Annotated in this window: 26 protein-coding genes; 15 read left to right on the top strand and 11 right to left on the bottom strand. The window is 72.6% G+C overall.

What is annotated here, in order from left to right:
- Positions 1-36: 36 nt before the first annotated feature.
- Positions 37-660 carry a pyridoxal 5'-phosphate synthase glutaminase subunit PdxT gene (gene pdxT, locus DP107_RS03925; protein WP_144260856.1) on the bottom strand — a complete coding sequence of 208 codons (624 nt, stop codon included), beginning with the start codon at positions 658-660 and terminating at the stop codon, positions 37-39.
- 125 nt (positions 661-785) lie between these two features.
- Here pdxT and DP107_RS03920 point away from each other — a divergent pair, with 125 nt between their 5' ends.
- From DP107_RS03920 to DP107_RS03900, 5 genes are all read left to right on the top strand, one after another.
- Positions 786-1,877 (top strand): aldo/keto reductase, encoded by a 1,092-nt coding sequence (locus tag DP107_RS03920; protein WP_144260855.1) that lies wholly within the window; start codon positions 786-788, stop codon positions 1,875-1,877.
- Positions 1,878-2,003: 126 nt separating this feature from the next.
- A complete protein-coding gene (locus tag DP107_RS03915) occupies positions 2,004-3,026 on the top strand; it encodes a matrixin family metalloprotease (RefSeq protein WP_144260854.1) in 1,023 nt (340 codons plus the stop codon).
- Between the two features lie 215 nt (positions 3,027-3,241).
- A complete protein-coding gene (locus tag DP107_RS03910) occupies positions 3,242-3,559 on the top strand; it encodes a hypothetical protein (protein WP_185977192.1) in 318 nt (105 codons plus the stop codon).
- Positions 3,560-3,640: 81 nt separating this feature from the next.
- The gene (locus DP107_RS03905) at positions 3,641-3,916 is read left to right on the top strand and encodes a hypothetical protein (RefSeq protein ID WP_144260852.1); all 276 of its coding nucleotides are present in this window, start codon (positions 3,641-3,643) and stop codon (positions 3,914-3,916) included.
- A gap of 36 nt (positions 3,917-3,952) precedes the next feature.
- Positions 3,953-4,216 (top strand): hypothetical protein, encoded by a 264-nt coding sequence (locus DP107_RS03900; RefSeq protein WP_144260851.1) that lies wholly within the window; start codon positions 3,953-3,955, stop codon positions 4,214-4,216.
- Positions 4,217-4,540: 324 nt separating this feature from the next.
- On the opposite strand, the gene DP107_RS03895 is transcribed toward DP107_RS03900, so the two are convergent.
- A complete protein-coding gene (locus tag DP107_RS03895) occupies positions 4,541-4,738 on the bottom strand; it encodes a Rossmann-fold NAD(P)-binding domain-containing protein (protein ID WP_144260850.1) in 198 nt (65 codons plus the stop codon).
- A 255-nt stretch (positions 4,739-4,993) separates the two neighbouring features.
- On the opposite strand from DP107_RS03895, the gene DP107_RS21645 reads away from it, so the two are divergent.
- Complete coding sequence (locus tag DP107_RS21645; protein ID WP_449405189.1) at positions 4,994-5,152, top strand: DUF7563 family protein; 159 nt, start codon at positions 4,994-4,996, stop codon at positions 5,150-5,152.
- 17 nt (positions 5,153-5,169) lie between these two features.
- Here the strand turns inward: DP107_RS21645 and glmM are convergent, their stop codons facing one another.
- Together glmM and DP107_RS03885 are read right to left on the bottom strand one after the other, a co-directional pair.
- Positions 5,170-6,480, bottom strand: a complete 1,311-nt coding sequence (gene glmM, locus DP107_RS03890) for a phosphoglucosamine mutase (RefSeq protein WP_144260849.1) — start codon at positions 6,478-6,480, stop codon at positions 5,170-5,172.
- 48 nt (positions 6,481-6,528) lie between these two features.
- Complete coding sequence (locus tag DP107_RS03885) at positions 6,529-6,726, bottom strand: hypothetical protein (RefSeq protein WP_144260848.1); 198 nt, start codon at positions 6,724-6,726, stop codon at positions 6,529-6,531.
- A 121-nt stretch (positions 6,727-6,847) separates the two neighbouring features.
- On the opposite strand from DP107_RS03885, the gene DP107_RS03880 reads away from it, so the two are divergent.
- Complete coding sequence (locus tag DP107_RS03880) at positions 6,848-7,612, top strand: ribose-5-phosphate isomerase A (protein ID WP_144260847.1); 765 nt, start codon at positions 6,848-6,850, stop codon at positions 7,610-7,612.
- 64 nt (positions 7,613-7,676) lie between these two features.
- Here the strand turns inward: DP107_RS03880 and DP107_RS03875 are convergent, their stop codons facing one another.
- A complete protein-coding gene (locus tag DP107_RS03875) occupies positions 7,677-7,844 on the bottom strand; it encodes a DUF1931 domain-containing protein (protein WP_144260846.1) in 168 nt (55 codons plus the stop codon).
- 229 nt (positions 7,845-8,073) lie between these two features.
- Here DP107_RS03875 and larB point away from each other — a divergent pair, with 229 nt between their 5' ends.
- The 3 genes from larB to DP107_RS03865 all read left to right on the top strand — a co-directional run bounded on the left by larB (position 8,074) and on the right by DP107_RS03865 (position 9,435).
- Positions 8,074-8,850: a nickel pincer cofactor biosynthesis protein LarB gene (gene larB, locus DP107_RS03870; protein WP_144260845.1), complete on the top strand. Its 777-nt coding sequence runs from the start codon at positions 8,074-8,076 to the stop codon at positions 8,848-8,850.
- A 119-nt stretch (positions 8,851-8,969) separates the two neighbouring features.
- Positions 8,970-9,128 (top strand): DUF7563 family protein, encoded by a 159-nt coding sequence (locus DP107_RS19800; RefSeq protein WP_185977160.1) that lies wholly within the window; start codon positions 8,970-8,972, stop codon positions 9,126-9,128.
- A 55-nt stretch (positions 9,129-9,183) separates the two neighbouring features.
- Positions 9,184-9,435 carry a GIY-YIG nuclease family protein gene (locus tag DP107_RS03865; RefSeq protein ID WP_144260844.1) on the top strand — a complete coding sequence of 84 codons (252 nt, stop codon included), beginning with the start codon at positions 9,184-9,186 and terminating at the stop codon, positions 9,433-9,435.
- 8 nt (positions 9,436-9,443) lie between these two features.
- On the opposite strand, the gene DP107_RS19795 is transcribed toward DP107_RS03865, so the two are convergent.
- The 4 genes from DP107_RS19795 to DP107_RS21060 all read right to left on the bottom strand — a co-directional run bounded on the left by DP107_RS19795 (position 9,444) and on the right by DP107_RS21060 (position 13,271).
- Entirely contained in the window at positions 9,444-9,602 is a 159-nt protein-coding gene (locus DP107_RS19795) for a DUF6757 family protein (protein WP_185977159.1), read from the bottom strand.
- Positions 9,603-9,689: 87 nt separating this feature from the next.
- Entirely contained in the window at positions 9,690-10,469 is a 780-nt protein-coding gene (locus DP107_RS03860) for a PHP domain-containing protein (RefSeq protein WP_144260843.1), read from the bottom strand.
- Positions 10,470-11,000: 531 nt separating this feature from the next.
- Entirely contained in the window at positions 11,001-13,094 is a 2,094-nt protein-coding gene (gene ligA, locus DP107_RS03855) for an NAD-dependent DNA ligase LigA (protein ID WP_144260842.1), read from the bottom strand.
- A gap of 51 nt (positions 13,095-13,145) precedes the next feature.
- Complete coding sequence (locus DP107_RS21060; RefSeq protein WP_272949819.1) at positions 13,146-13,271, bottom strand: hypothetical protein; 126 nt, start codon at positions 13,269-13,271, stop codon at positions 13,146-13,148.
- Positions 13,272-13,585: 314 nt separating this feature from the next.
- Between DP107_RS21060 and DP107_RS03850 the strand changes: the two genes are divergently transcribed.
- The 4 genes from DP107_RS03850 (at position 13,586) to DP107_RS03835 (ending at position 17,590) form a co-directional block, all read left to right on the top strand.
- Positions 13,586-14,188: a rhomboid family intramembrane serine protease gene (locus tag DP107_RS03850; protein WP_144260841.1), complete on the top strand. Its 603-nt coding sequence runs from the start codon at positions 13,586-13,588 to the stop codon at positions 14,186-14,188.
- A 135-nt stretch (positions 14,189-14,323) separates the two neighbouring features.
- Positions 14,324-14,545 (top strand): hypothetical protein, encoded by a 222-nt coding sequence (locus tag DP107_RS03845; protein WP_144260840.1) that lies wholly within the window; start codon positions 14,324-14,326, stop codon positions 14,543-14,545.
- Between the two features lie 97 nt (positions 14,546-14,642).
- Positions 14,643-17,003, top strand: a complete 2,361-nt coding sequence (locus DP107_RS03840; RefSeq protein WP_144260839.1) for a tubulin-like doman-containing protein — start codon at positions 14,643-14,645, stop codon at positions 17,001-17,003.
- A 62-nt stretch (positions 17,004-17,065) separates the two neighbouring features.
- Positions 17,066-17,590, top strand: coding sequence for a gamma carbonic anhydrase family protein (locus DP107_RS03835; protein ID WP_144260838.1), 525 nt, complete (start codon positions 17,066-17,068; stop codon positions 17,588-17,590).
- Between the two features lie 325 nt (positions 17,591-17,915).
- On the opposite strand, the gene DP107_RS03830 is transcribed toward DP107_RS03835, so the two are convergent.
- Together DP107_RS03830 and DP107_RS03825 are read right to left on the bottom strand one after the other, a co-directional pair.
- A complete protein-coding gene (locus DP107_RS03830; protein WP_144260837.1) occupies positions 17,916-19,151 on the bottom strand; it encodes an MFS transporter in 1,236 nt (411 codons plus the stop codon).
- Between the two features lie 50 nt (positions 19,152-19,201).
- On the bottom strand, positions 19,202-19,444 hold the full coding sequence (locus DP107_RS03825; RefSeq protein ID WP_144260836.1) for a PRC-barrel domain-containing protein: 243 nt from the start codon (positions 19,442-19,444) through the stop codon (positions 19,202-19,204).
- Positions 19,445-19,617: 173 nt separating this feature from the next.
- Between DP107_RS03825 and DP107_RS03820 the strand changes: the two genes are divergently transcribed.
- The gene (locus DP107_RS03820) at positions 19,618-20,169 is read left to right on the top strand and encodes a plastocyanin/azurin family copper-binding protein (protein WP_144260835.1); all 552 of its coding nucleotides are present in this window, start codon (positions 19,618-19,620) and stop codon (positions 20,167-20,169) included.
- The last annotated feature ends 48 nt before the right edge of the window (positions 20,170-20,217 follow it).

The following is a 20,217-nucleotide window of genomic DNA, read 5'->3' as shown; positions in this document are numbered from 1 at the left end:
TGTGGGGGATCGCGACCGCCCACCGACGGCGGCGCGTCAGTCATCGGCCGCGGCCGCGTCGCGGCGCTCGGCGGGGGTCCCGTCGAAGAGGGCGAGATCGTGGAGCCGCGAATCCGCGGTCAGCTCGGGGTGGAAGGCGGTGCCGACCACGGGGCCGTCCCGGACCGCGACGGGGCGGCCGTCCCAGGTCGCCAGCACCTCCACGCCGTCACCGACCGTGTCGATGACCGGGGACCGGATGAACACGGCGGGGAACGGTTCCGCCAGGCCGGTCACGTCCAGGGGGGCCTGGAAGGAGTCCTTCTGGCGGCCGAAGGCGTTGCGCTCGACGGTTACGTCGACCAGGTCCAGCGTCCCCACGCGGTCGTCGTTGGCGTCCGTGCTGGCGACGATGAGACCCGCACACGTCGCGAGCACGGGCTTGCCGGCGTCGACGTGGGCGATTATCTCCTCGTCGATGCCCTCGCGGGCGACGAGCCGAGAGATGGTCGTCGACTCGCCGCCCGGCAGCAGGAGGACGTCGCAGTCCGGGACGGTCCCGGCGTGACGGAACTCGCGGACGACGGCCTCCTCGCCGTGGGCGGCGGCGGCCCGCTCGATGGCCGCGGCGTGCTCGGAGACGTCGCCCTGCACCGCGAGCACTCCCGCCGTCAGTGTCATACGACTGGGTAGGTGTTCAAGGTTCAAGAACGAACCGCTCCCCGCGAGCGGACGGCGTCGGGCCCAGCCCGACCGCCGCGACACCCGAGCGTCAGACCTACGCCGGGGCCGTCCGAACCCGCCGTATGGTCACCAAGGAGGCGTCGTGGGCGTACCGCGACGCGTTCGGGGAGGAGTTCGCGCGGACCTACTTCCGGCGGTTCGGCCCGGGCGTCGTCTCCTCGGTCGGCGTGGGGACCTACCTCGGCGACCCGACCGACGCGGCCGACGACCGCTACGAGCGGGCGGTCCGGGAGGCCATCGAGTCCGGGGTCAGCGTGGTCGACACCGCGGTCAACTACCGCGCCCAGCGCTCCGAGCGGGCGGTGGGTCGGGCCATCGAGGCGGCGGACGTCGACCGCGAGGCGCTGCTGGTCGCGACGAAGGGCGGCTTCGTCCCGTTCGACGGGGACCGGCCGGACGACGCCGCGGCGTACGTCCGCGAGGAGTGGTTCGACCCCGGCTACGCCAGCCCCGAGGAGATGGTGCGGGGGAACTGCCTGGCACCGCGCTTCCTCGACCGCTCGCTGGACCGCTCGCTGGAGAACCTGGGGCTGGAGACGGTCGACTGCTACTACGTCCACAACCCGGAGACCCAGCTGGAGGAGCGCGACCGTGGCGCGGTGTACGACCTGCTGGAGGACGCCTTCGTGCGGCTGGAGGAGCGCCGCGAGGCCGGCGACCTGCGCTACTACGGCGTCGCCACCTGGGAGTGCTTCCGGGTCCCTGAGGGCCATCCCAACTACCTCTCCCTGCCGGAGGTCGTCCGGCGGGCTCGCGCCGCCAGCGACCGGGCGGGGACGACCGCGACCGGGTTCCGGGCCGTCCAGCTCCCGTTCAACGTCCACATGGCCGACGCGTTCACGCGAGAGGCCCATCCCGGCCCGGACGGGCCACAGAGCGCGCTGGCTTTCGCCGACGGGGCCGGGCTGAGCGTCTTCGCCAGCGCACCGCTGAAGCAGGGGGAGCTGGCCCGCGAGGGGGCCATCCCCGGCGAGGTGGCCGCGAAGCTGTCCGGGGAGACGCCCGCCCAGCGGGCCATCAACTTCGCCCGGTCGGCGCCGGGCATGACCGCGGCGCTCGTCGGGACCGGAAGCCCGGACCACGTCCCCGAGAACGTCGGCGCCGGCCGGTACGAGCCGCTGGGGGCCGACGCCTTCGACAGCACCTTCGAGTGACCGGCGGCTCGCCGGCCCGGGACTGGACGGCCGTACAGCCTCGAAACGCCGCCTCACACCCGTTCGCGGGCGTTTTCCCCGAGGGGGCCACAAGCCACATACCTGCAGGTGACCAACGGTGGGTCGATGACGCGACGGCTGGGGCCGGCACTGGTGGCGGCGCTGCTGGTCCTGTCGGGCTGTACGGGACCGCTGGGGCTAGGTGTCTCGGACGCCGGCGACGGCGCGAGCGCGGAGCCGACGTGGGCCGGCGATGTGGACAACCCCTACCGCAAGGGGACGCTGGTGGTGGCGGTCGCGACCCCCGGCAACGAGTCCCGCGAGTTCACCCCGCTCGTCCGGGAAGCGCTCGCCTACTGGGGGGCGAACAGCGAACAGTACGCCGGCTACCCCATCGACTACCGGCTGGCACCGAACGCGACGGACCCGGACGTCCGGGTTCGGTTCGTCGAGTCGGTGGGTGAGTGCGGCACCGAGGAGCACGCCGCCGGCTGCGCCCCAGTCATCGCCGAACCCGGCCAGTTCGACCCGCCGGTCGACGTGCGGATCAGCACCGGCTTCTCCGACGAGTCGACCGTGCAGGTGCTGAAGCACGAGTTCGGGCACAGCCTGGGGCTGGACCACGGCGACGCGCCGAACGGCGTGATGCAGGCGACCTCCACGCTCACGACGCCGCCACGGACCAACGCGACCGAGAGGGCGCTCGCCTGGACGGACCCGGAGCTGTCGGTGTACGTCGACGTGTCGGCCCTGCCGCCGGGCGAGCGCGACGAGGCCCGGCGACAGGTCGACGGGGCGCTGGGCTACTACGCCGACGGGGCCGACGGCACGATTCCGGGGAACGTGAGCTTCGTCCGGACGGACAACCGCACCGCGGCGGACGTCACCGTCCGGGCGACCGAGGAGTCCCGGTGCGGCACCGCCTCGGGGTCGTGTGGCTACATCGAGGGGACCGACCCGGACGGTGACGGCGCCCGGGAAACCTACACCCGCCTGGAGGTCACCGTGACCGACCTCGACACCGAGGCCATCGGCTGGCACGTCGGTCGCTGGCTGGGCATCGGCTTCGGACTGGAGGGCGAGGAGTACCCCGAACCGCTCCGTGAGAGCGCCTCCTACGGGGAGCGTCGGAGCGACTGGTGGACGTAGGCCCGGCCCGATTGCCGGAGAGCGCGGAGTTATACGGCGTTCGCACCTCCTGACAACGAAGCAACCTGCCGGGCACGCTCACCCGGGGAGTGAGCGCCCTCGTCGCCGAACCCGCCGGTCTCGTTTCCGTTCATTGTCGTAGAGTGGTACGATATGGAACTGTGTGGCACGATACCGGTATCCTTTTGCGCCGTCGACCGCTACAGCAGGTGATGATGGACCGACTCACCGAACAGGTCGCCAAGGAAGCCCGCGACCTGCAGATCCTCCAGGCCGTCGTCGATCACCATCCCATCGGTATCGTCCGCATCTCGAAGGAGACCGGCGTCCCGGAGCACAAGGTCCGCTACTCGCTGCGGATGCTAGAGAACGACGGCTTCATCGACCCGACACAGCAGGGTGCGGTCCCCGCCGAGGACATCGACGAGCGGGTCGACGATATCAACGCCGGGCTGGACGAGCTGGCCGAGCGCGTCGACTCGCTGTCGTCGGCCGCCGACGTGGTCGAGGCCGCCGCCGAACCCGAAGCCTGAGCCGACGCCGACCGAGCGGTCCTCCCCGTTGTGACACCGCCGACCGTCAGGTTCAGGCGGGTCGGGACCGTACAGCCGGATATGCCCCTTCCCTCCGGTGCCGACTACGACATCGAACTGCCCGGGTGGGCGCGCCTGCTCGCCATCCTGGCGGTGGGTGTCGCCATCTCCGGGGTCATCGACTTCGCGCTCACACAGGCCGGGTACGCGAACCTCGGAGCGTTCGCCTGGGCCACCGGGTACGCCGGCACCATCATCGTCCTCTGGCTGGTCTGGGGCCGGGACCTCGAACTCGTGGGCGACACCGGCGTCGGCCACGAGTCCGGGACGGAGGAGAACCCCGCGAACGAACGGTAACGGTTATGTGCGCGTCGTCGTGAGTTCCGGGCAAGGATGCTTCCCCTCGCACCGTTGCAGGTCATCGACAACTTCCTGCTCCAGTACAACGTGGGGCAGGTGATCCTCGCGCTGTACGTCTTCACCACACTCGGTGCCCTCCCGCTGAAGTCACGGAAGATCATCGGCCTCAACACCGTCGCTTTCGGGGTCCTCTTCCTCCTCACGCCCACGCCCGGGATGCAGCCCGTCCACTTCCAGTTCCTCGGTATCGCGCTCATCTTCGTCGGGCCGTTCCTGTTCATCACCGGCAAGCAGTAAGGTGACAACAACTGATTCTCGACGTGAGTGCTCCGAGTTCGACCGATAAGTCCGGTTCTCCCGCTCAACCGCACGGACATCCCGATACCCGCCGCCCGCCGGCGGAGGTCATCCGCCGGCCGCTCGGAACGCCTCGACGTGGGGTCGGAGCTCCACCTCCAGGGTCCAGGTCGAGCGGTCCGGCCGGACGGGGCGCCAGCACTCGTCGGCGATGGTGCCCGGGTCGGGGCACTCCCCCTCGTCGCGGTCGGTGGCACCGTCCGGCGGGAGGATCTGCCCGTCGATGACGACGTTGGCGACGTGGACCCCTTCGCGGTCGATCTCTCAGCAGATCGGTTCGGCGAGGCCGCGGGCGCCGAAGTCGGGGGCCCAGAGACCGACGGTGCCCCCGCGCCCGCGGACGGAGGTGGTCGCGTCGGCGAGGATGACGGCACTACCGTCGCCCTCGATCATGTCCGCGACGGCCTCCTGCGAGCAGTCGAGGGCGCCCCCGACCCTGAGAGGAGCGCACGAGCGATGCACCCAGACTCGGGCCGACCCCGGCGGTGACGGCGGTCCGTGGCACGTCGACGGCCACTGGTGCCGCCCGGATAGCCCCTCCCCGAGAGCCGGTCCGACCGGCACCGGGTCGGGACCCGGGGCAGCGTCACTGCCGTGTGGTCCCCGACCGGATGTCGCTCGGCGGCCGGCGCTTGCCGGAGGACTCTTGTCGGTATAATTCCGTGTTATCGTTTGACACAGTATCATTATGTGAAATCCTCCCCTTTGATGAGCTGTATGCCGGAGTGCCAGAACTGTTCCTCGTTCGTCACGGCAGCGTACGCAAGGGTCTTCACACCGAACGGTGTCGAGAACCCTCGCGTCTGTCCACAGTGCGAAGACAAGATCCGGGACGGGGCTGATGTCCGGGAAGCCCGGTCCACCCGACGTACCTGAACTGCCTCGCGGAGCCGCTAGTCCTGCGCCGCCTCGTCGACCAGCGACAGCGCCTCGCTCAGCAGGCCATCCGCTCGTTCGGTCGCCCGCGCCTCGGCCGTCACCCGGACGAGTGGCTGGGTCCCGCTCGCCCGGATCAGGAACCAGCCGTCGTCGCGGTCGACGCGGACGCCGTCGAGCGTCGAGACGGCACCCTCGTCCGCCGCCGCGGCCACGGCCGCCCGGACCCCCTCCATCACCGTCGCCTTGGCATCGGTCCCGACGCTCTCGCGACGGATGGGGTAGGTCGGGACCGTGGCGGCGCGCTCGGATAGCGGCTGCTCGGCGTCGAGTGCCGCCAGCCGGCAGGCCGCCAACGGGCCGTCCGGACAGAGGGTCTCCCCGGGCCAGATCCACGCTCCCGACGGCTCGCCGCCGAACGCGACCCCGTCCTCGGCCGCGGCGGCCGCGACGTGGACGTCACCGACCGGCGTCCGGACCGTCTCCACGCCACGCTCCGCGAGGAAGTCGGCGACGGCGAGGCTCGTGTCGACCGGGACGGCGACGCGGTCGCCCGCCTCGGCGGCGTCGGCCGCCAGCACCGCCAGCAGAGTGTCCCCCGAGAGGAACTCGCCGTCGCCGGTCACCGCCCGGGTGCGGTCTGCGTCGCCGTCGTGTGCGATGCCGAGGTCGGCCTCGCCCTCCCCGACGAGGGTCGTGAGGCTGGCGCAGTGGTCGGCCGTCGGCTCGGACGGGCGGCCGGGGAAGGAGCCGTCCGGCTGGGCGTTCAGCGTCTCGACGCCACAGCCGAGCGCCTCCAGGGCCGCGACGGTGACGCCGCCGGCACCGTTGCCCAGGTCGACGACGACCGAGCGGTCGGCCGCGGACACCGCGTCGGTCAGAGCCGCGACGTGCCGGTCGGTCGCCGTCGCCGCCCGCCGGTCGCCGAGGCCGTTCCAGGCGGCGAGGTCGGGGTCGTCGGCCGCGACACGGGCGGCGACCTCCTCGCGGAGCGGTTCGTCGAACGCCTGGCCGGAGGGCTGCCAGAGCTTGAGACCGTTGTCGGGGGCCGGGTTGTGCGATGCGGTGACGGCGACGCCGACGTCGGCATCCTCCCACGCCACGGCGCGGGCGATGGTCGGTGTCGCCGCTGTCCCGAGGTCGACGACGTCGACGCCGCGTTCGCGCAGTCCCGCGGTCAGCGCGTCCACGAGCAGTTGCCCCGACTCGCGGGGGTCGCGGCCGACGACGGCGCGGTCGCGGTCGCCGAGCGCGCGCCCCATCCGGAGCGCGAGCTCGGCCGTCACGTCCTCGCCGACCGGGCCCCGGACCCCGCTGGTTCCGAACATGTGCCCACGGGGGTGGGGCGAGGACAAAACAGTCCCGGAGCGGCCGGGTCAGCAGCAGCCGTCGGCGTCCGGCGACCACTCGCAGCGGTCCCCCAGGGTGAGCCCTGCCTCCTCGACGTGCTGGACCAGGCAGGCGTAGTTACAGAACCGGGCGTCGATGGTCGAGCCGGTCCCGTCCGCACACTCGCAGACACAGACCGGGTCGTGGGTCTCGACGGGCGCATCGCAGTAGGTGCAGGCCGGCATCGGCCGTGGCTACTACACGCTCCGGTTCGAAGCCATCGCGCGTGTGCACGGCCGGCGACAGAGAGGCCGCGGTCGCCTCCCGGTCGGTGGCTTCTATAGCCGCGACCGAGACGCGTCCGGCATGAAGGCCAACGACGGCGCCGAGGCGGCGAAGCGCCGGGCCGGCGAGTCCGCCGCCGACCGGGTGGAGGGCGGCGAGGTGGTCGGCCTCGGGACGGGCAGCACCGCGGCCCACGCCATCCGGGCGCTCGGCCGGGCCGTCGACGCCGGGCTGGACGTTCGGGGCATCCCGACCTCCCACCAGTCGCGGGCGCTCGCCCGCGAGGTCGGCATCCCGCTGACGACGCTGGCGGAGGCGACACCGGACGTCGCCATCGACGGCGCCGACCAGGCCGCGCCGCTCGGTCCCCAGCCGGACAGTGGGTCAACCGCACCCGAGGCGGGAGCGCCGGCCGTGAGCGCGTTCGGGGCCGCCGGCGGGACGGCCCTCGTGAAGGGCGGCGGGGCGGCCCACGCACGGGAGAAGGTGGTCGACACCGCCGCCGACCGGCTACTCGTCGTCGTCGACCGGTCGAAACTCGCCGCCACGCTCGACCATCCGGTTCCGGTCGAGGTCCTCCCGGAGGCGGCGCCGACCGTCCGCGACCGGCTCGGCGGGCTGGGCGGCGAGCCGACCCTCCGGGCCGCCGAACGCAAGGACGGCCCCGTCGTCACGGACAACGGCAACCTGGTGCTCGACTGTGCGTTCGGGGACGTGACGGCGCCGGACCGGCTCGCCCGGGATCTGGAGGGGGTCCCAGGGGCCGTCGCGCACGGCCTGTTCGTCGACCTGGTGGACGAACTGCACGTCGGGACCGCCGACGGCGTCGCCGTCCACGACTACTGAGCTGCGGGTCGCGGCGGGTGCTGTGGCTCGCCGGGCGGGTGCGAAAGAAAGGGTGAGGTCAGTCTTACAGGTCGCGCGGCTGGACCGTCTTCCGGTCGTTGGATTCGGCCCGTCGAGCGGCGTCGGCGAGGAGCTCCTCGACCTCGTCGTCGAGCGCGGCGTAGAAGTCCGATGCAACGTTCATGTCGTCCAGTTCATCCTTCACAGCGGCCTTGACGATCAGGTCTGCCATACGCTGTGCTCGTTAACAGGCCCCTATTATAAACATTGCTGAAGCAGGGTGCTTTCGCCGCTTCTATCCGGCGTTTTGCGGCTACTGACGCGTTGAACAGTGAGCGAACTTCGGGGGTTTATATATGCCTTGCGGCTATCGCTGGCCGCGGGGATATCGTGTGCGGACTCGGCGTGGCCGTATCGGCCGAAACCGACAGGCAGGAGTGCTCGCGCGCGCAGGGACAGGTATGCGTGACGTACTAGAGCGGGTCGCACGGGGCGAACTGAGTCCCGCGGCCGCCGAGGCGGAGCTCCGGGGCTACACCACGCTCGACGCCGGGCGCTTCGACGCCGCCCGGGAGCGGCGTACGGGCATCCCGGAAGGTATCCTGGCCGAGGGGAAGACGCCGGCCGAGACGGCGGCGCTGGCGGCGGCCGCACTGGAGACAACCGGTCACGCGCTCGTGACGCGGGTGGAGCCCGCGGACGCGACCGCCGTCCGGCGGGTGCTGGCGTCGGAGGCACCGGACGCGTCGGTGGTCTGGGACGAGCGCGGCCGGACGGTCGTGGTCCACGGCTCGGGCTACGAGCCACCGTCGCTGGCCGCGAGCGTCGGCGTGGTGACCGCCGGCACGTCGGACGCCCAACCAGCACGCGAGGCCGTGACGGTCGCACGCGAGATGGGCGCCGGAATACGGCTCGTGGAGGACGTCGGGGTCGCCAGCATCGACCGGCTGCTCGACGGCCTGCCGGCGATCCGGGCGCCCGACGTGCTGGTGGTCGCGGCCGGCCGGGAGGGGGCGCTTCCGACCGTCGTCGGCGGGCTGGTCGACGCCCCGGTCGTCGGCCTGCCCGTCCCCACCGGCTACGGTCACGGTGGGGCGGGCGAGGCCGCGCTCTCGGGGATGCTCCAGTCATGCACCCCGCTGACCGTGGTGAACGTGGGTGCCGGGTTCACCGCCGGGGCGCAGGCCGGCCTCGTCGCCCGGGCGGTGGCGGGGGCCCGCGACGACGGGACGGACTGACCGCCGGAGGTCGACCCCCGCGGTTGTATGTGGTGTGTGACCGACCGCCGAGAGAACTTTACGTACCGGCGTTGTATCGAGGATTGCCGACGATGGGCATTACCCGAGTCGGTGCCAGCATGCCAAGCTGTGATCACTGCGACGCGCACGTCTCGGACCGGTTCGCTCGCGTGTTCGCCGACGAGCGTGGGGACATCCACGCGTGTCCGAACTGCTCGGCGAACGCGGGTATCGCCGAGGTCTCGAGGGAGCGCGCATACGAAACACGGTCCACCTGACCGTGGAACTGTGCCGCAACCACAGGGTGCCCTCATCCTCTCTCGACGGTAGACCGTGACGCACTACGCCTACCTCCTGCGCTGTGCGGACGGGACGTTCTACGCCGGCTACACCACCGACCCGGAGCGGCGGGTCGACGAGCACAACGCCGGCGAGGGCGCCAGATACACCCGCGGCCGGACACCCGTCGAACTGGTCCACGTGGAGCCGTTCGAGAGCCGGTCGGCCGCGATGTCACGGGAGTACGAACTGAAACAGCTCCGGCGGGCGGAGAAGGCGACGCTGGCGGACGACGGCGGGCCGTAGCGGACGGATCAGCGGTCGATGTCCAGGTCGTCCCGGACGTCCTCAAGGAAGCCCGAGTCCTGGAGTTCCTGGAGCCGGTCGCGGAAGTGGTCCTCGCAGAGCCCTACCTTGATGCCGTCCTTCTCGACGGCGAGGGCAGCGTCGTCGTCGCAGTAGTGACACTGCATACTCGAATACGGGTATCCGCCCGCTTGAGTGCTACGGGTGCGGCAGGTCGCACCGCCGTCCCGCCCGGCGGGTCCGCGGCGTCACGTTCACCCGCCGGGCAACCGCTCGCGGACCCGGGCCCAGTCGTCCGTGTCCAGCCCGGCTCGACCCAGCTCGTGGTCGTGTGCGTCGCTCCCGCCGGTCGCGAGGAGGTCGTGGCGCTCGACCGCCGCCGCCACCGGGGCGGTGTCCGGCTCGAACGGGTAGGGATAGAACCGCTCGACGGCGTCCAGCTCGGCCGTCAGCGCCAGCGCCGCTTCCGGGTCCTCGTACCGGAGCGGGTGGGCCAGTCCGACCAGCGCACACGCGTCCGCGAGGACCGCCCGTCCGTCCTCGAACGTCGGTACGTCGCGCGCGATGTAACAGGGCCCGTCGTCGCCGATGAGTTCGCCGAACACCTCGCCGAACTCGTACGCCGTGGCCGCGGCCACCGCGCGGGCGAGGTCCGGCCGGCCGAACCCGCGCTCGACGGTCACGTCGAGGTCGACACCCAGGCGGTCCTCCACGAGGCCGACCATCGCGCGACCGCGCTCCACCCGGTCGCGCTGCAGGCGCTCGACGAGGTCGGCGAGCGCCGGCGTCTCGCGGACCCCGTACCCGAGCAGGTCGACCCGCTCGGCCGGCCCCTCGACCCGAAGCTCGATACCGTGGACCAGGGTCACCCCGTCGCGCTCCACTGCCGGCTGGTCTATAGCCGGGTGGAGTCGGTCGTGGTCCGTCACCGCGACGGCCGTGACGTCGGCCCGGCGGGCCGCGGCCGGGACCTCGGCCAGCGTCAGTTGTCCGTCGGAGTTCGTCGTATGCATATGGAGGTCCGCAGCGACCATACGTCAACTCGGGCGGGCCGACGCAAAAGCCCTCACCCGCCCGACCGCAGTACGCCCTCGGGGACCCGGTGCACACCCCCAGCATCTCTCAGGACGTGTCAGCTCACGGCGACCCGGCGCTGAAGCCGACCGGCGGGGGCATCCGACGGCTCGACGAGCGGCCCTTCGCGAACCCCGGGGAGGTCCGGCATTCAGGCGCCTGCGGTGCCCTCATGTCGGGAGGACGCGCTCGCTTCGCTCGCGCATGCAATTCCTGATTATGTCGTGAGCAAGTCGCTCGGTTCGGGGGCAGTCGGGGTTCTGGGCGCTGTTTGTGGGCAGTACCGATCATTTCGTTGATCGGGGGGTTCCGCCGATACGTCTCTCGGCATGGATTCAACTACCGGAACGGAACCAACCCGCTGCATGCGCTGACGAGTCACCGCGAGGCGGGTAGATGGGGGTCGTCCCCGAGCGTGGGCCGGAACCGACCGTGTCCACGGGAAGCGTGCGGTCCGTCGCCTCGCGTGCCGGAGGGCCTGCCTGCTCGCCCTACCCCTCGGTCTCCACACCGCGGTCCGCGAGGAGCGTCTCGAACGCCGCCTGGTCGAGGATCGGCACGTCGTTCGCCTCGGCGTCGTCCTGCTTGCTGACCCCCGGGTTCGCGCCGGCGACGAGGTAGTCGGTGTTGCCCGAGACGCTGCTGGTGGCGTTGCCGCCGTGGCGCTCGACGAGTTCCTGGGCCTCGCTTCGCGTGTAGCCGTCCAGCGACCCGGTGAAGACGAAGGTGAGTCCCTCGAGTTCGGTCCCGGTCTCGGTCTCGGCCGCCCGTGGCTCCACGCCGCGCTCGCGGAGCGCGTCGACCACCGCACGGTTCCGCTCGCTGCGGAAGAACTCGTGGATCTCCTCGGCGACGATGGGTCCCACGTCGTCGACACCCTCCAACTCCGCCGTGGAGGCGGCCATCACCGCGTCCAGCGTGCCGAAGTGGCGCGCCAGGCTGGTGGCGGTCGTCGGCCCCACTTCGGGGACGCCGATGGCGGCGAGGAAGTCCGCCAGCGGCGGCTCCATAGCGGCCTCCAGCTCCCGGACGAGGTTCTCGGCGCTGGTCTCGCCCCATCCCTCCAGGTCGGCGAGCCCCTCTACCGTGAGGTCGTAGAGGTCCGGGATCCGCTCGACCAGCCCCTCGTCGATGAGCTGCTGGACGTTCTTCTCGCCGAGGCCCTCGATGTCGAGTCCGGACCGGGCGGCGTAATGTTCGACGGCCCGCTGGAGCTGCGTGGGACAGGCCAGCCCGCCGGTGCAGAAGGCGTTCGGGCCGTCGCGCTCGACGGCACTGTCGCAGGCCGGACAGTGGTCGGGGAACTGGAAGTGGTCGTCGCTCCCGGGCTCGGTCACCGCCTCGACGTACGGGATGACGTCGCCCGCCCGCTGGATCTCGACCCGGTCGCCGACGTCGACGCCGAGGTCGGCGATCTGGTCGGGGTTGTGCAGCGTCGCCCGCGAGACGGTGACGCCGCCGACCTCGACGGGGTCCAGCATCGCGACCGGCGTCAGGCGGCCGGTCCGGCCGACCTGCACGGCGATCTGTCGGACGGTGGTCTCCTCCGTCCGGGGCGGGAACTTGTAGGCGAAGGCCCAGCGCGGCGCCCGGGAAGTGGCCCCGAGCGCCTCGCACGAGCGGCGGTCGTCCAGCTTGACGACTGCCCCGTCGACCTCGTAGGAGAGGTCGTCTCGGTCGTCGAGCAGCCGGTCGCGGTAGTCGAGTGCGGCCCCGATATCGTCGACATGCGCGACGCGGAGACTGGTCTTCAGGCCCCACTCCGGGAGCCGACGGACCTGCTCGCTGTGGGTCTCGAACTCGGCGCTCGACGCCAGCACGTCGAAGAAGAAGCAGTCCAGCGGTCGCTCGGCCACGGTCGACGGGTCGAGCTGTCTGACCGTCCCGGCCACCGCGTTCCGCGGGTTGGCGAACGGCTCCTTCCCCTCGGCGACGCGCTCGGAGTTGTACTCGGAGAACGGCCCGCGGGGCATGAACAGCTCCCCCCGGACGGCGAGGCGTTCCGGCGGCTCGCCCCGCAGTCGCTGCGGGATGGAGCCGACCGTCCGGATGTTCGCCGTGATGTCGTCGCCCTCGACTCCGTCGCCGCGGGTGGCCGCCCGCTTCAGCCGCCCGTCCTCGTACACCAGTTCGACGGAGATGCCGTCGAACTTCGGCTCGCAGAGGTAGGTGACGTCGGTGTCGAGCCCGGCGTCGTCGAGCCCGTCCCGCACCCGGCGGTCGAACGCACGGACCTCCTCGGGGTCGCCCGAGGAGTCGATGGACAGCATCGGCGCGACGTGCTCGACGGTCGGGAGCTCGTCCAGGGGTTCGCCGCCGACGCGACGGGTCGGCGAGTCCGCCGCGTCGAGGTCGAACGCCTCCTCCAGTCGCCGGAGTCGCTCGAAGAGCCGGTCGTACGTCCGGTCGTCGATGACGGGGTCGGCGTCGACGTAGTAGCGCCGGTCGTGGAATCGGACGGCCTCGCGGAGGGCCGCCGCCTGCGCCCGGGCCGTCGCGGCGTCCAGCTCCTCGGCCGGGTCGAACTCCGTCGGCGGGTCACGGAGATACGGGTTGTCCCCGGTCCCCATCGCGGCGTCACTCATTACTGATGGATAGGTCGCCCCGGGGCAAAAGCGGCCCGTCGTCGGGCCGCGCTATCGGCTCACCACGCGGACGGGTTCCTCGTCGGTCCGGTCGACGCCATCGATCTCCAGCACCAGGTCCGGGCCGTAGACGCCGGCCGGCGTGGAAGAGCCCGGCTCCCAGCCGCCGTCGAGCACCGTCCGGGCCGGCGTGGAGCACCGCGTCGATGTCGGCGGCGGCCAGCTCGGCGGCCACGTCGTCCGCGTCCGGGAGGGGAGGTCTGGTTCGGTCGCCTGATGCTGTACCTTCGGCCGGCTCCGGCCGGCGAGGGTGGTGTCTCCCCCGCCGCTGCGGCCGCCCGGGCTATGAGGTCGCCGGTGTAGCCGTAGGAACCGTAGATGAGCAGGTCCATGGCCGTGCCATCGGGGCGTGGGGCCGAAACCCGCCGACGCCGCCGGAACCGTCCGTGCGCCCCCGACGCGCTTTTGCGCCGGCAGCGCCGACATCACGTGTGGTCCTCCGCGAGAGCCCGACCGTCGAGACGCTCACGGTGCTACTGGTCGTCTTCCTCGCACAGTCCGTGGCGGCGGTCGTCGGCGTCGAAGGGTACCTGTTCGCGCTGGCACCGCCACTGCTGGCCCGCCCGTGGACGCTCGTGACGAACGTGTACGCCCACGGCTCGGTGCCGCACCTGGTCGGGAACGGCGTGGCGCTGGGGGCCATCGGCCTGGCCGTAGAGCGGGCGACTACCCGCGTCCGGTTCCACGTGTTCTTCCTGCTCACGGGTGTCCTCGCGGCCGTGGTCCAGGTGCTGATCGACGGGCTGGTCGGGGCGCCGACGGCGGTGCTGGGTGCCAGCGGCGCGGTGTTCGGCCTGGTCGGGTACGCGGTGACCGGGAACGCGCTGGTCCACCGGCTCGTGCGGCGGCTGCGACCCGACCGGACCACGCTGCTGGCCGTCGGCGCGTTCGTGGTGGGCGCGGTCGTGCTGGTGACGGCGGCCCCGAACGTCGCGCTCGTGGCCCACGGCGTCGGCTTCGGGGCGGGGCTGATGGCCGGCCACCGGCGCACCCTCCACGCCGGCTCCGGGCGGCGGCTCGCGGACCGCCGGTGAGCCGACGACCCCGAACCGGCCCCGACGGCAGTAACCTCTCGATGGGTTTCCGGGGGCGTTCCATCCGGGACTGTGACTTGCGGCCGTACGTGCGATGGGACCCACGACGCGCCCTCGGGCTGCGCCCCCGGAACGGTGGGGCCCCGCCGGGATGCTCGCGACGCCCGCCCGGGCTGGGGGCCCGCGACCGCGGTCGTCGAAACGGTGGGGTTCTGGGCCGCCGTGCTCCTGCCGCTGTGCCACGTGCCGCTCCTGCTGGCCGGGCTCTCGGACGGGAGCGACGCCGTGCTGCTGGCCGTACTGGTCGTCCTCCGCCTGGTCTCGCTCGCGGTCGGGCACACGTGCAACCGGAGCTGACCCCCCGGCAGCGTCCGTGGCCCGACGGCGGAGCCAGCGACGGTACGAGCGCCGGCCCGGCGGCGGGATTTATGTCCGCGACCGTGTAGGCCGTGGTATGGACAGGCCGACGGTCGTCGTCGGGGTCGGGGCTGGGGGCGCGCGGATGCTGTCGGCGGTAGCCGAGCGCGTCGGTGCGGCCGTCGACCCGGAGGCCCCGGACTGGGTCGGGGAGCGCCGGATCGACGGGGAGCGGTTCTCGTTCCTCGCGGTCGACACCGACGAGGGCGACCTCCGGGCGGAGTCGCCCGACGGGACGGGAACGGTCGCGCTGGAGCCGCCCGACGCGAACGCCGAGCGGGACTACCTGGCCGCCCCGCCGGCGACCGAGGCCGGGGTGAGCCTCCGGCGTCGACGGCCGCTGGCGCGGCTAGCGCTGGAGTCCGGCGGCAACATCGCCGCCGTTCGCGGGGCCATCGAGACCGCGATGGCCGACTGCGCGGCACTCGACGGGGCCGACGACGGTATCGACGTGTGGCTGCTGGCCGGACTGGGCGGCGGCATCGGTGGAGGGAGTCTCCCCCTGACAGCCGCGCTGGTCGCTGACGCGGCCGCGGAGGTCCGGGTACCCGTCTCGACGTACGCCTTCGGCAGCGTCCCGGCGGAGGGCGACGACGCGACGACCGCCATCCACGCCCGCAACGCCTACGTGACGACCCGGGAGCTGCTGGCGCTGCTCCCGGACGGGGAGGCCTCGTACCCGGTGACACTCGACCTGCCGCTCGCCGAGACGGTGCTCGGCCGGCCGGAGCTCCGGCTGTCCGAACCGCCGCTGTCGGGGCTGTTCCTCGCCGCGGTCGACAGTGAGGGCCGCACCGACCCCGTCGAGCGCGCCGCCGCCACGACGGTCGTGGGCCACGCGCTCACCGAGGGGCGACCGGACCTCCCCTTCGACAACGCGACCTTCGGGCAGGAGCCGGGACCGCCGGCGTTCGCCGCCACCGTCGGCCGGGTGACACTCCCGACGGAGGGGCTGGACCGGCTGTTCGACCTCCGGGCCAGGGACCGGGCGACCGAGGACCAGCTCGGCGGCCTCGCCGAGCGCATCGAGACCCTGGAGACGGACATCGGCTGGCTCGACACGATGCTCGACGCGTCGGACGCCGACGAGCGCCCGCAGCGCCTCGACGAGAGCGTCTTCCACTACCCACAGCGCCGAGCGACCGACGCCGACATAGAGGCGCTCGCGACCGGCCCCATCGGGCTGGACACCCACATCGACAGCGTCGTCAGCGAAGTCGGGCGGGCGGTCCCCGAGCGGGTGCCGACTCGCGCGGTCGTGGCGCTCGTCCTCTGCGAGCGGCTGCGCGCCCGGGTCGACGACGCAATCGCATCGCACCCGCTCCGGTCGCGGCTGGAGACGGCCCGGTCGGAGTACTCCGACGCGGTTGCGGCCGTCCTCGAGGGGCACGACACCGACGACCTGCCGGACGACCCCGTGCGGGCCTGGCGGGAGGTGCTGGAGCCGGCCCTGTCGAACCGCGCGGCCGCGCTATCAGAGGAGTCCGACGACCGGCTGAACCCGCTGGCGAGCCGACGACTCCGCAAGCGGGCCGACGCCATCGGCGAGCGGGCCGCCGAGCTGTCCTCGCTCGCGGACGGCCACGAGGCGCTGCGGGCGCTCCGGGGGACCGTCGAGGAGCGAGCCGACGAGGCCGGCGCCGCGCTCCGGGAGCGCCGGGCGGAGCTGGCCGCGGAGCTGGACGAGGCCCGGCGCGAGCGCGACGAGTTACAGGAGACCCGGCGAGGGCTCGTCAGCGAACTGGACGGGCTCCGCGAACGGCTGTCGACGCCGCGGGTCCAGGAGGACGGGCTCCGTCGGCGGGTTCCGCTGACGAACCCGGTCGACCTCATCCCGGAGACGCTCTCCTTCGCCGACAGTATCGCCGAACTCGTCGCCGAGGGGTTCGTCGGCGAGGCGGCGATGGCGACGGAACTCGTGGAACTCGCCGGGGCGCTCTCCGACACGGTCCACGAGCCGGACGCCGACGGGCCGAGCCGCGAGAACCGCATCGTGATGGCCACCGCGCGGCCGAACCGCTGGGGCCCCGCGGGCGACCTGCTCGCGCTCGACCCCGACGACGGGCCCGACGTGCAGGCGACGCTGGCCGACGCGTTCGACGACCGCATCGGCGTGGACGACGGTCGCGGGTTCGCCGTCGACCTCGCCGCGCTGTACGCGCCCGTCTCGCTGGGGTCCGTCCGGACGCTGGGGGCCCTCCACGACGCCTTCGGGGACCCCTCCCGGAGCGTCTCGGAGGTGTTCCCCGACCTCTCGGACGCGACCGTCCGGGGCGCCATCGCGTACCCGGAGCTCCTGCCGGACGGGACCCGCGGTGCGAAGCAGCGCGAGGTGGCCGACGCCGTCGCCGACATCGACATCGGGGACCGCGACCCGTCGCCGTCCGGGGGGGACTGACCCGGCAGCCGGGCGCCACAGCGGCCCGTGGCGCTTTTGTCCCCGGGCCGGGTGGCCGCTGCATGGCAATCCGTTCGTTCGACGGCACGGAGCCGACCGTCCACGAGGACGCGTACGTCCACCCCGCCGCCGAGGTCATCGGCGACGTGACCCTGGAGGCCGACGCCAGCGTCTGGCCCAACACCACCCTCCGTGGCGACCACGGGGGGATCGTGCTCCGCGAGGGGGCCAACGTCCAGGACAACGCGGTGCTGCACGAGGGCGCCGAGATCGGCCCGTACGCCACCGTCGGCCACTCCGCCATCGTCCACAACGCCGCCACGGAGGCGCGCTCGCTGGTCGGGATGCAGGCGGTCGTCCTCGACGACAGCACGGTCGGGACGGAGGCGATGGTCGGGGCCTGCGCGCTCGTCACCGAGGGCACCACCATCCCGGCGAACACGCTCGCGGTCGGCCAGCCCGCCGAGGTGAAACGGGAGGTCGAGGAGTCGCCGTGGGCGTACGCCGGCGACGCGTACACCCGCTACGCCGACGAGCACCGCGAGACGAGCGAACTCCTCGCGCGGGGCCACCCGCCCGAGGGGTAGCGCCACGCCACAGTTCAGGCACCGGACGGCATGAATAAAAGCCCGGGAGTATCAGGCAGAACCGTTAGGCGGGCCCCTGCTTACATGTCACATGCGGTGGGTGGTCGTCACCACCACCATCACCACCACCACCCTGTCACCACCCACCGGCACTGCCGTCACCCCACTCTGCTGCCCTCTTTTTCATCACGACCCACGGCCAGCAGCGGCCGGTCCCGGCAGAACCTGGCCGTTCGGAGCGTAGCGGTGATGCTCGGTCGATTACTGGCCTAGAACCGGGTCCGGCCCCATACAGCACCGATATCTACGATATCCGAGACACGGTTCACGCGTCCAGCAGCCCGACGCCCGCGCCGACGGCGAGCAGGCCGGCGGCCGCGAGGACGCCCAGCCCGGGGACGAACGAGCCCGTCGCGTCCCTGAGCGCGCCGACCAGTGCCGGGCCGGCGAAGCCGCCGAGTTCGCCGACGGCGAACACCAGCCCGACGGCGGTACCCGTGCGCTCGGCACCGACGCCCTCCAGTTCGACCGGGAGCGCGCGGAGCAGCGGCGAGACCACGCCGAGCCCGAGGCCGACGCCCGCGACCAGCGCCGCGGCGACGAGCGGGCGCCCGGTCAGCGCGATACCCCCCGTCCCGACGGCGAGCGCCAGCCCCGCGACCGGAACGGCGGCACGGCGGTGGCCCAGCCGCTCGGCCAGCGGCGCCAGCCCGACCGTGCCCGCGAGCTGGGCGACCACGAGCAGTGTCGTCACGCGGGCCGCGAGCGCCGGGGCGGCGCCGCGTGACTCCAGGACCGCGGTCAGCCAGCCCTGCAACCCGTGGACGACGAACAGGTAGACGCTCCCGACGACGACCAGCAGCGCCACCGCCCGGATGCGGGCCACGGCCCGGAGCGCCGACAGCGAGGACTCCGACCGTGTGCGCGAGGGGACGGCGGCGACCCGCTCGGCGACGGCGAGGCCGGCCCACCAGCACGCGGCGACGGCGACGATGGCCGCGCCGGCCGCGCCGAAGAACGGTCGCCAGCCGCCGAGCGCCGGGCCGATCGTCGGCCGGCCGAGGCCGAACGCCGCCGCCGTCCCGAGCGTCGACCCGACGAGGTAGACCGCCGAGGCCCGGCCCACCAGCCGCTCGGGAAAGCGGTCGGCGACCAGCTTCGGGAGACCGAAGGTGACCCCCGTGCCGCCGACGCCGAGCAGCAGCGTCGCGGCGAGCATCGTCGGGAAGTCCGGCGCGGCGCTCCGGGCGAGCTGGGCGATACCGACGAGCGTGACGCCGGCACCGACCGCTCGTTCGCCCCCGAACCGGTCCGTGAGCGCGCCGCTGAACAGGCCGATGGGGACGTACGTCAGCGGCACCGCACCGGCCAACAGGCCGGCCTGGGTGTTGCTGAGCGCGAGGTCGGCTCGGACCGTCGGGAGGTAGGCCGGGAGCGAGAACCAGGCGAACAGGAGACAGCCGTACGCGAGGCTCCCGAGCAGGAGCAGCGCGTACGAGGCGCCGGGCGGCGGGGCCGCCGGCCCGTCGTCGGCCGGGGCGCGGGCGTCGTCGGTCGACACGGTCGCCCGTCGCCCGGCAGCGGTTTGACGCTAGCGGTCCCGGGCGGTCGTTATCTGCCGACGACGATGTGGTCGCGGACGGCCTGGACGTTGCCCACGGGGACGAGGAAGTGGCCGTGGTCGTTGCGCTGGAAGCCGGCCTCGCGGGGGCCGCTCTCCCCGGGGTCGACGATGAGGTTCTGCAGGCTCCCCGTCTTGAGGTCCATCGTCACGTTGTACAGCATGCCCAGTTCGGCGCCATCGGCGCCCATCACGGTCTTGCCCGAGAGGTTCTCGGCCAGTATCTCCGACATACGCGACTCCTCCCGTCGCCCCCACTTCAACGTTCCCCACGTGTCAGACGACCGTCGGTCGCCCGTCGTCGCGGGACGACGCCGGTCCGCGCCGGCCTCGACTCCGGTGCCGGCTGTCCGTTCCGGGGCACAATCCGGTGAACCCTTTTATCCCTGCCGGTCGCTGTGTAGGTATGGACAGGCGACGATTCCTCCGTGCGGCCGCCGCTGCCGGCGTCCCGGTCGCACTCGCGGGCTGCACGGGCGATGGTGGGGACGGTGGGACCGAACCCACGGCCACGGACGAACCGACGGCCACCCCGACCGACGAGCCGATGGACTCCCCCACGGCCACGGACGAGCCGACGGACTCCCCGACCGCGACCGACGAACCGACGGCCACCGAGACGCCGACCGCGACGGAGGAGCCCACACCGACCGCGACGGCGACGCCGGAGCCGGACCAGCGGGTCGTCGTGGCGCCCGACGGCCGTCTCCGGTTCGACCCGGAGACGTTCAGCATCGGCACGGGCGACACCGTGCTCTGGGAGTGGGCCAGCGGCGGTCACAACGTCTCGCCGGACGACGGCGGGCAGCCGTCGGGAGCTGATTGGGCTGGAGAGGACGAGCAACTGTATTCAGAGGGTCATACGTATTCATACACGTTCGAGGTGGCGGGCGACTACGAGTACAAATGCCAACCGCACCAGTCCGCGGGGATGGTGGGCTCGTTCGCCGTCGAGTAGTCGGGCCGTCGCGGCCCGTGTGTCTCGTCGCGGTGGCTTGGACAGGTT

This window comes from Haloglomus irregulare (assembly GCF_007421925.1).
GTDB classification, from domain to species: domain Archaea; phylum Halobacteriota; class Halobacteria; order Halobacteriales; family Haloarculaceae; genus Haloglomus; species Haloglomus irregulare.
This window is presented reverse-complemented; position numbering and strand designations above follow the sequence as displayed.

Coding starts and splice junctions, on each gene's coding strand:
- pdxT (WP_144260856.1), bottom strand. CDS start 660: ATGACACTGACGGCGGGAGTGCTCGCGGTGCAGGGCGACGTCTCCGAG.
- DP107_RS03920 (WP_144260855.1), top strand. CDS start 786: ATGGTCACCAAGGAGGCGTCGTGGGCGTACCGCGACGCGTTCGGGGAG.
- DP107_RS03915 (WP_144260854.1), top strand. CDS start 2,004: ATGACGCGACGGCTGGGGCCGGCACTGGTGGCGGCGCTGCTGGTCCTG.
- DP107_RS03910 (WP_185977192.1), top strand. CDS start 3,242: ATGGACCGACTCACCGAACAGGTCGCCAAGGAAGCCCGCGACCTGCAG.
- DP107_RS03905 (WP_144260852.1), top strand. CDS start 3,641: ATGCCCCTTCCCTCCGGTGCCGACTACGACATCGAACTGCCCGGGTGG.
- DP107_RS03900 (WP_144260851.1), top strand. CDS start 3,953: ATGCTTCCCCTCGCACCGTTGCAGGTCATCGACAACTTCCTGCTCCAG.
- DP107_RS21645 (WP_449405189.1), top strand. CDS start 4,994: ATGCCGGAGTGCCAGAACTGTTCCTCGTTCGTCACGGCAGCGTACGCA.
- glmM (WP_144260849.1), bottom strand. CDS start 6,480: ATGTTCGGAACCAGCGGGGTCCGGGGCCCGGTCGGCGAGGACGTGACG.
- DP107_RS03885 (WP_144260848.1), bottom strand. CDS start 6,726: ATGCCGGCCTGCACCTACTGCGATGCGCCCGTCGAGACCCACGACCCG.
- DP107_RS03880 (WP_144260847.1), top strand. CDS start 6,848: ATGAAGGCCAACGACGGCGCCGAGGCGGCGAAGCGCCGGGCCGGCGAG.
- DP107_RS03875 (WP_144260846.1), bottom strand. CDS start 7,844: ATGGCAGACCTGATCGTCAAGGCCGCTGTGAAGGATGAACTGGACGAC.
- larB (WP_144260845.1), top strand. CDS start 8,074: ATGCGTGACGTACTAGAGCGGGTCGCACGGGGCGAACTGAGTCCCGCG.
- DP107_RS19800 (WP_185977160.1), top strand. CDS start 8,970: ATGCCAAGCTGTGATCACTGCGACGCGCACGTCTCGGACCGGTTCGCT.
- DP107_RS19795 (WP_185977159.1), bottom strand. CDS start 9,602: ATGCAGTGTCACTACTGCGACGACGACGCTGCCCTCGCCGTCGAGAAG.
- DP107_RS03860 (WP_144260843.1), bottom strand. CDS start 10,469: ATGGTCGCTGCGGACCTCCATATGCATACGACGAACTCCGACGGACAA.
- ligA (WP_144260842.1), bottom strand. CDS start 13,094: ATGAGTGACGCCGCGATGGGGACCGGGGACAACCCGTATCTCCGTGAC.
- DP107_RS03840 (WP_144260839.1), top strand. CDS start 14,643: ATGGACAGGCCGACGGTCGTCGTCGGGGTCGGGGCTGGGGGCGCGCGG.
- DP107_RS03835 (WP_144260838.1), top strand. CDS start 17,066: ATGGCAATCCGTTCGTTCGACGGCACGGAGCCGACCGTCCACGAGGAC.
- DP107_RS03825 (WP_144260836.1), bottom strand. CDS start 19,444: ATGTCGGAGATACTGGCCGAGAACCTCTCGGGCAAGACCGTGATGGGC.
- DP107_RS03820 (WP_144260835.1), top strand. CDS start 19,618: ATGGACAGGCGACGATTCCTCCGTGCGGCCGCCGCTGCCGGCGTCCCG.